Raw genomic sequence first — 13,013 nt, 5'->3', positions numbered from 1 at the left:
ATCACTTCTTGGTGTGGTATTGCTCACACGCCATCATGGTGTTTTCGATCAGCGTCGCGACCGTCATTGGGCCAACGCCACCAGGCACTGGTGTGATGAAGCTGGCTTTTTCACGTGCAACGTCGTACTCCACGTCGCCCACCAGTTTGCCAGACTCCAGACGGTTGATGCCCACATCGACCACAATCGCATCTTCTTTGATCCACGCACCCGGAATAAATGCCGGTTTACCGACTGCGACGACCAGAATGTCAGCCTGACGCACATGACCTTCCAGATCTTTGGTAAAGCGGTGACAGGTGGTGGTGGTGCAACCCGCCAACAGAAGTTCCAGTGTCATTGGACGGCCAACGATGTTAGACGCACCGACAATCACAGCGTGTTTGCCACGTAGAGGAATGTTGTATCGTTCCAGCAGGGTAACGATGCCCTTAGGCGTGCACGAACGCAATTTTGGAATACGCTGAGCCAGACGACCGACGTTGTAAGGGTGGAAACCGTCGACGTCTTTTTCCGGATGGATACGTTCAAGTACATGCGTGGTATCAATGCCGGCTGGCAGCGGGAGCTGGACCAGAATACCGTCAATCTCAGCGTCAGCATTGAGTTCGTCAACCAGAGACAACAGCTCTTCTTCTGTCGTGGTGGCCGGTAAGTCAAAGGATTTAGACACAAAGCCTACTTCTTCACAGGCGCGGCGCTTGCTGCCGACATACACCTGAGAGGCCGGATCTTCGCCGACCAGAACAACAGCTAAGCCAGGTGCGCGCAGACCGGCATTGGTGCGAGCTTTAACTCGCGCCGCGACTTCCGAGCGTACCGTTTGAGAGATTAGAGTTCCGTCGATATTTTGAGCTGTCATGACTTTCCTTCAAAAATTGGTGGCCAATATTTTTGCGCGCATTGTCGCAGATATCTTAATGAACATCTATAGGCAAACGTTTGCTTTGTTCTGTTTTTCGTCACTTGAGGGTGGCGTGTGGCTTTTTTAGGCACTTGAATCAGAAAGTTAGACAAAGCCATTGATTTAAGAACTGCAGCTCGTATAATCCTGTCCCTGTAACGCGCCCTTAGCTCAGTTGGATAGAGCACGTGCCTTCTAAGCATGTGGTCACAGGTTCGAATCCTGTAGGGCGTGCCATATTCTAAGGCCTCAGCTTATGCTGGGGCCTTTTTGCTTTCCTGTCCTAGAGCGGCCATTAAGATTTTATAAAATCGGCTAGTTCAAGCCTCTGAAAACACAATCCTCGTTTTACCAGTATCAGGTCTTGAGACCTAAAGTGTTGCTTTTTGGTACCTTTTATTGAGAATGTTAAAAATTTGTTTCTAATGCTTTTGTTGCAGTTTTACTGTGAGACGGCTGATTCGTTCTCCGCGTCAGTGCTTACTGGCCGTTCGGTAAGCGGGATTAATTTACGACAAAAGAAGAAACATAATGGAACTGAAAAAACTGACCATCGCCGTGGTAGCGATGTTGGCTGAGACGCACGCTTGGGCTGCGTCAGCGCCGACCCCACAACATAAACCACTGAACCTGGAACATCATCATGGCGTTGAAACCCATCAGGATGACCGTGCACCGACACGTCAGACAATGCAACCGCCTCAAAAAGCTCAATCCTTGCTGCGCAGCATGAGCGCTGAAGCGACGGTTGAATGCGATGTATCGGCGTTTGCCACTTCAGACACCAATCAACTTATCAGTGAAATTCGCACACAGGGTTCGCAGTGTGTCAACGAACTGTTCGGTGCAGACAGTGCCACTCAAGTCAGCGCATTCGACTCGAACAATATGTATCAGGTGGCCAAGTACACCACACAACTGGCCAAAAATTACCCGGGTGGTGGCAGCAGCGAACTGGAAGCGCTGTTTCTCTATCTGCGGGCCGGGTTTTACGCTGAGTTCTATAACGATGGGGTGACTCTCGCCAGTTGGGTGACCACTGCGGTGAAAGAGTCGGTGGATGCGTTTGTTGCCAGTCCCCATTTTTACGATAGCAACGATGCGCATGGCAAAGTGTTGGGTGAAGTGATCATCACCATGGACAGCGCGGAGCTACAACATGAGTACCTGGATGTGGTGACACAGTGGCTGACGCGCTGGAACAGTGATTATGCCCAGCACTGGTATATGCGAAATGCTGTTAACGGCATATTCACTATTTTGTACCGTGGTCAGTGGAACAATCAGTTTGTGGCTCAGATTGGTAAACAAACGCAGTTGGTTGAGGCTTTGAGCCAGTTTGCCTTGAATCAGTCGATGGTGGGTAGTGACTCGGAGTTCATGTTGGCAAATGCAGGGAAAGAGCTGGGTCGTCTGACCATGTACAGCAACACCTCGATACAGCCTTTGGTGAAACAGAAACTGACCCAACTGTTTGATCAGTATCCGATGTATGGCAGTGGTGATGCGGTCTGGCTGGGGGCGGCGGACGTGGTATCTTACTATGCGGATTGCAGTGACTACGGGATTTGCGGTTTTGAAACGCAATTGAAAGCGCAGGTTTTAGCGCAGAGTTATACGTGTAGCCCGACGATCCGCATTTTGTCGCAAGATTTGACGGCGATTCAACAACAGGCCGCCTGTGACAAAATGGGCTTTGAAGAGGGGTATTTTCATACCACGCTTGAAACCGGCAACCAGCCGGTTGCCGACGATCACAATACCCAGCTACAAGTAAATATCTTTAACTCCAGCGAAGACTACGGTAAGTACGCCGGGCCGATTTTTGGCATAGACACCAACAACGGTGGTATGTACCTGGAAGGTGACCCGTCTCTGCCGGGGAATGTGCCGAACTTCATTGCGTATGAAGCCAGCTACGCCAATCCGGATCACTACATCTGGAACCTGGAACACGAATACGTCCATTATCTGGACGGGCGTTTTGATATGTACGGAGACTTTTCGGCACCGACGGAGAAAGTGGTATGGTGGAGCGAAGGGGTGGCTGAGTACGTGTCCAAAGAAAAGGACAACCAGGCTGCGCTGGATACCATCGAAGACGGTTCGGTGTACACCCTAAGTGAAATCTTTGACACCACCTACGATGGCTTTGATGTCGACCGTATCTACCGCTGGGGTTATCTGGCGGTGCGCTTCATGTTCGAACGTCATCCGGATGAGGTAAACCTGATGCTGGCGGAAACTCGGGCTGGTAACTGGAGCGGCTACAAAACCATCATTGACCAGTGGGCTGCGCAGTATCAGGGCGAGTTTGAGCAATGGACCACTCAATTGGTTAACGGCTCGTCACTGCCTGGCTGTGACGGTCAGCCAACGGTTTCCGGCGGGCGTGTTACCGTCGGCGAACCTGTGTGTCTTGCCAGTCAGGACGTGATTTGGCTCAGCATCGAAGCCGTCAATGCCGGACAGTCGATTGCCATCACGACTGGGCAGGGCAGTGGTGACCTTAAGCTGGAATACAGCAATCAGGGCTGGCCGGACGGCAGCAATGTGGACGCGTCGTCGGATAACAGCGGTAACCAGGAGTGTATTGTCGTCAATAGTCAGAGCAACTATTGGGGTTACCTCAAAATCTCCGGTGCGTTCAGCGGCGCAGCGCTGGCTGTTGATTTCGATGCGACGTCCTGTCGTTAATCTGGTAACTGCAAAAACCCGGCATAGGCCGGGTTTTTTTATACTCAGGGTTACTGCAACCCGGGCCAGGTCGAACTGTTGATCGGTTTAGGATAACCGGCATCCACCTGGTCGGCCGAGATGCTGTATCTTAGGTACTGATTCCCTTCCACGAAAAAATACGCTCGAGCGTCGTTCCATTTCAGCGCCGCGGTAATTTTTCCAGCGTATGCCCCCAGCCCCGGCCATGTCGAGTCATTGACTGGCTTTGGATAGCCGCTGTCGACACGGTTTTCACTGAGGTTATAACGTAGATACGTGCCGTCGCGGAGGAAGAAATACACCCGCTCTCCCTGCCATTTTAGCGCCGCCTGGATGCGGTCTGCGTAAGGTGCCAGCCCTGGCCAGTCATTGTCACTTACGGCTTTTGGGTAGCCGTCCCGAACTCGATCCGCCTGCACATCGTAGCTGAGGTAACGGCCATCGCTGAGGAAGTAATACACCGTGTTGGCATCTTTGTAGAACGCGGCATCGATCAGCTGTTTGTAATCGGCAAGCCCGGGCCAGTTGTAATCAGTCACTGGAGTCGGGTAGCCACTGTCGGTTTTATCCAAGACGGTATCGTAGCGCCAGTAGCGGCCGCTTTGACCAAAGAAGTAGCTCTTGGCATTGTGCCACTGGTGAGCGGCGGTCAGATCGAGCTGAGAGATCTGATAGCTGACCGACACGTCGTTTTGCATAAAACGGTAGTGATTGATTCCCTGGGGAGCGGCTGGATCCTGCCATTGGGTTTCGCCATTATTCAGAGTGTCGACCAGAGTGTTGTTACGGTACACCTCAACTTCGGCCGAGCTGCCATTGACCCAACTGAACGCACCGTTGTAGTACATCAGTTTGCGAACGCCAGGTTCACCGACCATCGGGGTACTGGCGAAATCGGTTTGAGTGCCGGTATCCGCGGCCAAAAAGCGCACAATGGTCGGAGTAATGGCCGTTTGCGCGGCGTATCCGTACAGGCCACCAAAATCGGTGTTAACCGGATTCTGGGTCACTTGACTGAACTCGGTGTTCAACGACTGATTGGTCGCAATAAAAATGGTTTTTTCCTGACTGGTCTGATTGCCGTGGCCGCATCCGGTCACCGGCGTGCGACCATGGTCGGTGGTGACCAGAACCAGCCAGTCTTCACCTTGCTGTTCACGCTGCTCGACGGCGTCCAGTAATTGGCCCAGACGCTGGTCGGCCGCTTTAATGGAGGCATTGTACGCGGATCCAAAACACTGACTGTGGCCGACTTCATCCGGTTCATCCAAATGCAAAAAGATGAAATCCGGATCCTGACTGCTTAGTGTGGTCAGCGTCTGTTGTAAATTGCTGTCATCGGTGCCGCCTGAGGTATAACGGGTCATTAGCTCCAAATCGTTTCTGAAAAACTGTGTGTGGATCGGTGCCCAGGTACTGAAACTGGAGATATCCGCCTGAGGGTTGGCTTCCGCAATGTAGCGATAAACGCTTTTCACATCACTGTTGGCAAGCCCGGAGTCATTGTTGGTCACCTGATGTCGGTCAACCCACATGCCTGTCAGAATCGTGGCCCAGCCGGGGCCGCTTTTGGTCAGTTGCTCGGTGGATGTACCGGCGATCCCGCCCGTATAAGCTTTGGTGATATTGAGACGGTCAAAGGCCGGGGTATCGACGCCAGCGAGTTTTTCGTATTGCAGCCCGTCGATTCCGATCAAAAGTACTTTATTGTCGGCTGCATGCAGCGATAGAGATAAGCCAGCTAAAGCCAGGCCAAGTAACGTTGTTTTCATTGTTCCTCCATGATGAGTGTGTAACTAACTATTTGGTATAGTCCAGTATTACTTTAGGTGAGCTATATGAATGTCGCTTGAATGATCAAAGACATATTTGTGTTGAATTGATGACATCGATTATTGGTGTGTCATTGCCCCAACAAATGACCGGCGAGTCATTGCCAACAAAAAAAGCCAGCAGAGCGCTGGCAAAAGGAGGATGAAACAGGGAATGTACAGTATGTTAAACGATGGTCTGGGTCGCGCTGAGCAGCCACTGTTTTTCGTCGGTATCCAGATGGGGTGCTAAGGCCTCGTAAACTCGATGGTGATAGTGATTCAGCCAGCTCAATTCGTGTGCATCAAGTAGGCTGGTATCCAGCGGTGCGGTGGCGATTGGCGCGAGTGTGATGGTGTCAAAGCCATAAAAGGTGCCGAACGCATTGCGTTCCATCTCGATGACTTTCATGATGTTTTCGATACGCACGCCGTATTCGCCTTCACGGTAAACACCGGGCTCGTTAGTGATCACCATACCAGGTTTGAGCGCCACTTCTTTCAGGTTCTGTGAGAAGTTTTGCGGTCCCTCATGGACGTTGAGACACACACCGACTCCGTGGCCGGTACCACATTTATAATCGATACCGTGTTGCCACAGGACGCCGCGTGCCAGCACATCCAGATTGGCGCCGGTCGATCCCTGAAGAAAGCGGGCCTGAGTCAGACGGATCACGGCTTTTAACACCAGGGTATAATCGCGGCGTTGTTGCTCAGTCGGCTGGCCAAAGTGAAATGTGCGGGTGATGTCGGTGGTGCCGTTGAGGTACTGACCGCCGGAGTCGACCAGAAAAAATTGGCTTTCATCAACGATCACGTTGCTTTGCGCATCGGCAGCGTAGTGCATTTTGGCCCCATGGGCGGCGAATCCCGCGATGGTGCGAAAGCTTTCGCCGATGTAATTCGGATTCTGCTGACGCCAGGCGCGCAGCTGTGCTTCCGCAGACAACTCGGTTACTTGGCCACCGGGCACTTGTTGTTCCAGCCAGTGCATGAACCGCACCACGGCGACACCGTCCATCACCAGGGCTTTTTCCATATTGGCCATCTCAACCGGGTTCTTCTGAGCTTTCATGTCGGTGATGGGGCAAGGCTCGCCATGTACATCAATTTCTTTGGGGATTCGGCTGATCAACAAGCTGTCCGTGCTGGCAGGGTTGAGAGTCAGGCGGGAGCCTTGGCCGAGTGTGGCAAGCGTTTCACTGACTGCGCTGTATGGCTGCGCCGTCACGGACTGCTGCAACAGCGTAGCGGCGACATCGGCAGGCAGCTTGTCTGGTTCGATAAACAATTGGCATGTTTCTGTGGTGATCAGAAGGTAGGATTCTGACTGTGGGCAATACAGAGTGTCGCCACCACGGATATTTAAGGTCCACATCACGTCATCCAGCGTCGAAACCAGCAACGCATCGCTCTTTCGCTGCGTCATCCAACTGCGGATTGCGGTCAGTTTGTCCGTGGTCTCAACCCCGGCGTATTCCAGATCATAGTTAAACACTCGGGTCTCTGGACGCGATGGCCTATCTGTCCAAATCGGGTCAATGAGATCATGATCGAGCACCAATTCTATGCCTTTGTCAGCAAACGCCAGGGTTAACTGCTGATAGACATTCACATTGATTGTCCGCCCGTCCACGCCGACTCTTGCGCCGGGTGGTAGTGTATCGGTCAGCCATTCGGCAATGGTTGGGGTTTCCGCTTGTCTGGCTTTAAACAGGTTTAAGCCTGATCCAGTCAGTTGTTCTTCTGCCTGAATATAGTAGCGGCCATCGGTCCAGACACCACCGCCGTCTGCGGTGATCACGGCATCGCCAGCCGAGCCGGTAAAGCCGGAGATCCAGCTGCGAGCCAGCCAGTGATCGGCCGAGTATTCGCTGTTATGTGGATCGTTGTTGGTGACAATGTAGGCGGCCAGCGAGTGCTGACTCATGGCCTGGCGCAAAGCCGCCAGACGCTGACAGATCGAATTCATACTTACACAGTTCCTAATCGATTATGGGTACAGAAAAGATGATGTTCATCGTTGCCACTCGGAGTTGGCGGCTGTTGGGCGCAGAGTTCGCTGGCCTGAGGACAGCGGGTGCGAAATACGCAGCCACTCGGTGGATTGAGGGGAGAGGGTAAATCGCCGGGCAGAAGCTGCACGTCACGCTGGCGTGCCAGTGTGGGATTGGCTATTGGCACGGCAGACAGCAACGCTTGAGTGTAGGGATGCTGAGCCTGGTCAAATACCTTGTCGTACCGGCCCATTTCCATGGGTTTACCGAGATACATCACCATCACCCGATCACTGATGTGGCGCACGACGCTAAGGTCGTGTGCAATCATCACTAAGGTCAGCCCCATTTCCTGCTTGAGGTCATCAAGCAGATTGATCACCTGGGCCTGAATGGAGACATCCAGTGCGCTGACTGGTTCGTCGCATACCACCAGATCCGGATTGAGGATCAAAGCTCGGGCAATGCCCACCCGCTGGCACTGACCGCCGGAAAACTCATGCGGATAGCGGTTACGCTGGCTGGGCAAAAGGCCCACTTTGTCCATCATCGCCATGACACGTTGCTCGACCTGAGGGCGTTTGAGCTGTGGCTCATGGGTCAGCAGAGGCTCAGCAATGCATTCGGCGATGGTCAGACGCGGGTTGAGTGAGGCTGAGGGATCCTGAAATATCATCTGAAACTCACGGCGACGATGTGCCAGTGTGCGTTTATTAAAAGCGCGCATGTCGTCACCTTTCCAGTTGAGCGTACCGCTGGTGGGTTCAACCAGACGCAGCAGTGCACGTGCCAGTGTTGATTTACCACAGCCGGACTCGCCAACGATTCCCAGCGTTTCCCCGCGGTAGACATCAAGATCGATACCGTTGACGGCCTGAACAATTTTACGCCGGCTGGGTAGAAAGTGCTTACCCACCTGAAAGTGCACTTTCAGTTCGCGAGCGGAGAGTAAAATATCGTGTTGTTCCATGACGTGTTCCTTATGCCGAGCGAACCAAGGGGGTGACGTTGTGTTGTCCCATCACGTGACAGGCAATGGCCTGACTCGGACTCAGTGGCAGAAATGCCGGCGTGACTGCACTGCAATCCGGTCGGTAGTGGCTGCAACGTTCTTTGAACGGGCAACCTTTGCTGTTGATCAGCGCACTGGGCGGATTTCCCGGTATCGTCGGCAGTCGCTGCATGTCTTCACTGATCGAGGGAATCGCTTTCAACAACCCTTGGGTATACGGATGAGCGGGTTGGCGGAACAGGGTGTCGGTGTCCGCCTCTTCCATTTTTCGGCCGCCATACATCACTAGTACCCGATCGCACATTTCCGCGACCACGCCCATATCATGGGTGATCAGCAAAATGGCGGTGTTGAATTCGTGTTGCAGATCGCGCAGCAGAGCTAGAATTTGAGCTTGTACCGTAACGTCCAGCGCTGTCGTGGGTTCGTCTGCAATCAGCAATTCCGGGCGACACAGCAATGCCATGGCGATCATCACCCGTTGACGCATCCCGCCGGAAAGCTCGTGAGGATATTGAGTCAATCGCGTTTCAGGGGACGGAATGCGCACGGCATCCAGCATGCGGATGGACTCGCGGCGAGCTTCGGCTTTGCTCATCCCTTTGTGGACCATCAGCACTTCACACAACTGCTTGCCGATTTTCATAAACGGATTGAGCGAGGTCATCGGATCCTGAAAGATCATGCCGATTTTCTCCGCCCTCACGCGATTGAGCTGGCGTTTGGACATGGTGAGCAGGTTTTCACCATGAAAGTTGGCCTCACCGTTGACCAGACCGTTCTCGGCGGTCAGGCCCATCAGGGCAAACACCGACTGACTTTTCCCCGAGCCCGATTCTCCGACGATCCCCAGCGTCTCACCCGCGGCAATCTGATACGAGAGGTCACTGACTGCCTGAACCTGACCGTCTGGGGTGACAAAGCGTACGTTCATATTCTGAATCGATAAAATGGTCATATCGGCTCCTTAGCGATCTTTCGGGTCGAGGGCATCACGCAGGCCATCGCCGATGAAGTTAAAGCAAAACAGAGTGGCCACCAGAAACAACGAAGGGAACAGCAGCAGCCACAGGGCAACATCGATCGTTTTGGCGCCTTCGGCAATCAGGATGCCCCAACTGGTGTCTGGTGGCTGGACGCCGAGTCCGAGAAAGCTGAGAAAAGATTCGAACATGATGAATCCCGGCACCATGAGTGAGGAATACACCATGACGATGCCAAGGACATTGGGCAGAATGTGTCGGCAGACGATGGTGAATTTAGACACGCCAATTGAATGTGCGGCTTCGATGAATTCGCGCTTCTTGATACTGAAGGTGACCCCACGTACCACTCGGGCAATACCAAGCCAGGAGACCATGCCGATGACCACGAAAATCAGATAAATATTGTTGCCGAACAGGGTTACAAACAGGATCACCATGAACATGAATGGCACCGAATCCAGCACTTCAATGATGCGCATCATGGCACTGTCGACCATACCGCCTACGTAGCCGGAAATACTGCCCCAGATGGTGCCGATCACCACCGCGACCAGCGCCCCCATAAAGCCGACCATGATGGACAAACGACCGCCTTTCATGGTGCGCGCAAACAAATCCTGACCAAGATCATCGGTACCGAAGTAGTGTCCGCTCTCAAGAGATGGCTTGCCCAGCACATAAGGTTCAGCAACTACGTTCCAGTCTATCTCATCATGGTTGTAGGGAGAGAGGCTGGGGCCAAAGGTAATGCACAAAATAATAAGCAGCAGTACGTAGACCGACGCCATGGCCGCGCGATTTTTACGAAAGCGGGCCCAGGCGTCCTGCCACAGGCTGCGGCCTTCGACGGCCTCCACTTGAGCTGCCATGCGTTCAGACAGCAAGGTACTATCGAGTTTTTTTGTCGTCAGCATCCTGCCTCCTAAATGCGGATACGCGGGTCGATCACGGTGTAGAGTAAATCGACGATCAGGTTGAAGAAGATGGTGAGCGAGGCGACGATCAGCGTAATGCCCATAACCAGGCCGTAGTCGCGATTGAGCGCTCCGGATACGAAGTGCTGCCCCATGCCACCAGTGCCAAAAAAGATGTCGATGATCACCGACCCGGTCACAACGGCGACAAAAGCCGGGCCGAGCATGGCAACCACTGGGATCAGAGAAGGGCGCAGTGCGTGATGGAACAGAATGTAACGGGTAGACAGGCCCTTGGCTTTGGCGGTACGGATGTAAGGCTGATTGAGGGTTTCTATCATGGCTCCGCGCATCACTCGGGCGATACTGGCAATAGAACCTATCGCCAGGCTTAACACCGGCAGGATCAAAAACGCCAACTTGCCGCCTTCCCAGCCACCGGCCGGCAGCAGGTTGAGCTGGATAGAAAAAATGGTCACCAGAACTGGCGCCAGCACAAACGCAGGGATCACCACTCCGGTCATCGATAGCGACATCAGCAAATAGTCCAAGCGACTGTTGCGTTTGAGTGCAGCGACCGTGCCAAGCAACATGCCGCAAGGCACTGAAATGCAAAACGACAGCACACCCAGTATGGCCGAGACTGGCCAGGACTGTGCGACCAACTGAGTAACGCTAAAATCCTGATAAACAAAGCTGGGACCGAGATCGCCACGAACGAAGTTGCCAATGTAGATAAAGAACTGAACCAGAAATGGTTCATCCAGGTGGAATTTGGCTTCGATATTAGCGCGCACCACTTCTGGCATCGGACGCTCCATATCAAACGGACCGCCGGGTGCGATGTGCATCAGCCAAAAGGAAACCAGCGCGATGAACAGCAGCGTCGGAACCGCGATGAGCAGACGACGCAGAATGTAGAGCAACATAATGATTCTCCGAGTAACCGCGAAAAAGGGAGCCGGGTGTGTTCATGCCGAACCGCAGACACCCGGCCCCAAATACGGCCCGGTTAATGGGCTTTCATGTACACGTTTTTGCGGTAGTAAGAGGATTCTGGGTTGGTGCGCTCGTAGCCCCCAATGTAGGGTTGGCGCAGATACTGATCGTTACCCGGACGGTAGACCGGAATGATCGCCATATCGTCCAGCAGTAAGGCTTCGGCTTGCAGGTACTCTTGGGACGGATCATCGAGCACTTTCGAGTCGGCCATGAGCTGGTCATATTTCGGGTTGTTATAGCGCGAGTCGTTGTACTCACCCGTGGAGACAAACAGATCTAACCAGGTCGATGCTTCGTTGTAGTCTGCGGTCCAGCCACCGCGGCTGATGTTGCCTGGATCTTTCAGGGCGTAAAATACTTTCGGCTCCAGCTGTTTGATCTCCACCTGAGCGCCGAGCACGCTTTTCCACATGCCTACCATAGCCGTTGCCACTTTCACATCGGTGGAAAAGGTCGGTAAGGTGAACGTCAGCTTCAGCGGTTTGTCTTTGCCGTAGCCTGCTTCGGCCAGCAGCGCTTTGGCTTTGTCGTTACGCTGTTTCTGATTCCAGTTGGCAAACTCAGGTGTCTGGGAAGTAAATCCATCGGTTTGCGGAGGCACCAGGGTATACATAGGAATGCCACCGTTTTTCAAAATGGCTTTGGTGAGAATGTTGCGATCAATGGCGTAAGACAGCGCTTTGCGAACCCTTACATCCTGAGTCGGACCTTTTTGAGTGTTGAGATAATAGAATCTGGAGCCAAGTGACGCGCTGGTGTTGGCGACTTGTTGCGGGTATTCCTTCAGCAGCTTTTTCTTTTGCGCCGCTGGAATGGATAAGGCTTCGTCGATGTCTCCGGCCAGGTAACGATTGAGTGAAACATTGGCGTCACCGATAGGCAACCAGGTGATCTTTTCCAACACGACGTTCTCGTAATCCCAGTAGTGCGGGTTTTTCACCATCACCAATTTTTCGTTCACTTTCCATTCGGAAAGCGTAAAAGCGCCGTTGGTCACTATGTATTGTGGCTGGGTCCACTCGCTCGCGTACTTTTCCACGGTTGCCTGATGTACGGGCGCCAACACCGGATGGCTGAGCAATTTGATGAAAAACGGCACCGATTGCTCGAGCGTGACTTCAAAAGTGTGCGCATCGATCGCCCTTACGCCCATAGTCTGCGGGCTGGCTTCGCCTTTCATGATTTTGTCCGAGTTTTTGATTTTGGGAATGGCGGCAAACCAGGCGTAAGGCGAGGCGGTTTTCGGATCCAGCAGGCGTTGCCAACTGTAGACAAAATCCTGCGCGGTTACCGGATCGCCATTGGACCAGTGGGCGTTACGCAGGGAGAACGTGTACACGGTGTTGTCGTCATTTACGGTCCAACTGCTGGCTATTCCGGGAATGGTTTTCCCGGTTTTGTCCTGAATGGTGAGTCCTTCAAACAGGTCTCGACCGAGGTTAAACGCTGGCTCCGCGGCCTGTTTTGCTGGGTCAATCGACGTGACTTCCGCGCCGTTATTGAGGGTGATTTCCTGTGTTGTTGCGAGTTGCGTTCCTGCAGGGTAAGGCTTGGCGATAGCCCCGGCTGAAAAAGCACCGGCAATCGCGGCACTCAGCATCAGTAGTTTGCTTATCTTCATGACTTCCTCGTTGTGTTTTTGTCGTTATGCAACAAGGAAAAGGTATAT

At 53.2% G+C, this 13,013-nt stretch carries 9 protein-coding genes and 1 tRNA gene; 2 read left to right on the top strand and 8 right to left on the bottom strand.

Going from position 1 to position 13,013, the window contains the following annotated elements:
• Position 1 precedes the first annotated feature (1 nt).
• The gene (gene folD, locus CAG65_RS01485; RefSeq protein ID WP_161451679.1) at positions 2 to 862 is read right to left on the bottom strand and encodes a bifunctional methylenetetrahydrofolate dehydrogenase/methenyltetrahydrofolate cyclohydrolase FolD; all 861 of its coding nucleotides are present in this window, start codon (positions 860 to 862) and stop codon (positions 2 to 4) included.
• A gap of 202 nt (positions 863 to 1,064) precedes the next feature.
• Here folD and CAG65_RS01480 point away from each other — a divergent pair.
• A tRNA-Arg gene (locus CAG65_RS01480) sits at positions 1,065 to 1,141 on the top strand.
• Positions 1,142 to 1,435: 294 nt separating this feature from the next.
• Positions 1,436 to 3,601 carry a M9 family metallopeptidase gene (locus tag CAG65_RS01475; protein ID WP_161451677.1) on the top strand — a complete coding sequence of 722 codons (2,166 nt, stop codon included), beginning with the start codon at positions 1,436 to 1,438 and terminating at the stop codon, positions 3,599 to 3,601.
• Between the two features lie 50 nt (positions 3,602 to 3,651).
• Here CAG65_RS01475 and CAG65_RS01470 read toward each other — a convergent pair whose 3' ends face one another.
• From CAG65_RS01470 to CAG65_RS01440, 7 genes are all read right to left on the bottom strand, one after another.
• Positions 3,652 to 5,394, bottom strand: coding sequence for a hemopexin repeat-containing protein (locus tag CAG65_RS01470; protein ID WP_161451675.1), 1,743 nt, complete (start codon positions 5,392 to 5,394; stop codon positions 3,652 to 3,654).
• Positions 5,395 to 5,620: 226 nt separating this feature from the next.
• Positions 5,621 to 7,405: an aminopeptidase P family protein gene (locus tag CAG65_RS01465; RefSeq protein ID WP_161451673.1), complete on the bottom strand. Its 1,785-nt coding sequence runs from the start codon at positions 7,403 to 7,405 to the stop codon at positions 5,621 to 5,623.
• Positions 7,406 to 7,407: 2 nt separating this feature from the next.
• Positions 7,408 to 8,400 (bottom strand): ABC transporter ATP-binding protein, encoded by a 993-nt coding sequence (locus CAG65_RS01460; protein ID WP_161451671.1) that lies wholly within the window; start codon positions 8,398 to 8,400, stop codon positions 7,408 to 7,410.
• Between the two features lie 10 nt (positions 8,401 to 8,410).
• Positions 8,411 to 9,400, bottom strand: coding sequence for an ABC transporter ATP-binding protein (locus CAG65_RS01455; protein WP_021703972.1), 990 nt, complete (start codon positions 9,398 to 9,400; stop codon positions 8,411 to 8,413).
• Positions 9,401 to 9,409: 9 nt separating this feature from the next.
• Positions 9,410 to 10,342, bottom strand: coding sequence for an ABC transporter permease subunit (locus CAG65_RS01450; protein WP_161451669.1), 933 nt, complete (start codon positions 10,340 to 10,342; stop codon positions 9,410 to 9,412).
• 8 nt (positions 10,343 to 10,350) lie between these two features.
• On the bottom strand, positions 10,351 to 11,271 hold the full coding sequence (oppB, locus tag CAG65_RS01445; protein WP_161451667.1) for an oligopeptide ABC transporter permease OppB: 921 nt from the start codon (positions 11,269 to 11,271) through the stop codon (positions 10,351 to 10,353).
• An 83-nt stretch (positions 11,272 to 11,354) separates the two neighbouring features.
• Positions 11,355 to 12,965 (bottom strand): peptide ABC transporter substrate-binding protein, encoded by a 1,611-nt coding sequence (locus CAG65_RS01440; RefSeq protein ID WP_161451665.1) that lies wholly within the window; start codon positions 12,963 to 12,965, stop codon positions 11,355 to 11,357.
• Positions 12,966 to 13,013: the final 48 nt, after the last annotated feature.

This window comes from Vibrio sp. V39_P1S14PM300, assembly GCF_009904765.1.
Lineage (GTDB): Bacteria > Pseudomonadota > Gammaproteobacteria > Enterobacterales > Vibrionaceae > Vibrio > Vibrio proteolyticus.
Note: the sequence above shows the minus strand (reverse complement) of the source record. Positions and strands in the feature narration are given on the sequence as shown.

Excerpts from the sequence above, each read along its gene's own strand:
- folD (WP_161451679.1), bottom strand. The coding sequence starts at position 862 with ATGACAGCTCAAAATATCGACGGAACTCTAATCTCTCAAACGGTACGC.
- CAG65_RS01475 (WP_161451677.1), top strand. The coding sequence starts at position 1,436 with ATGGAACTGAAAAAACTGACCATCGCCGTGGTAGCGATGTTGGCTGAG.
- CAG65_RS01470 (WP_161451675.1), bottom strand. The coding sequence starts at position 5,394 with ATGAAAACAACGTTACTTGGCCTGGCTTTAGCTGGCTTATCTCTATCG.
- CAG65_RS01465 (WP_161451673.1), bottom strand. The coding sequence starts at position 7,405 with ATGAATTCGATCTGTCAGCGTCTGGCGGCTTTGCGCCAGGCCATGAGT.
- CAG65_RS01460 (WP_161451671.1), bottom strand. The coding sequence starts at position 8,400 with ATGGAACAACACGATATTTTACTCTCCGCTCGCGAACTGAAAGTGCAC.
- CAG65_RS01455 (WP_021703972.1), bottom strand. The coding sequence starts at position 9,400 with ATGACCATTTTATCGATTCAGAATATGAACGTACGCTTTGTCACCCCA.
- CAG65_RS01450 (WP_161451669.1), bottom strand. The coding sequence starts at position 10,342 with ATGCTGACGACAAAAAAACTCGATAGTACCTTGCTGTCTGAACGCATG.
- oppB (WP_161451667.1), bottom strand. The coding sequence starts at position 11,271 with ATGTTGCTCTACATTCTGCGTCGTCTGCTCATCGCGGTTCCGACGCTG.
- CAG65_RS01440 (WP_161451665.1), bottom strand. The coding sequence starts at position 12,965 with ATGAAGATAAGCAAACTACTGATGCTGAGTGCCGCGATTGCCGGTGCT.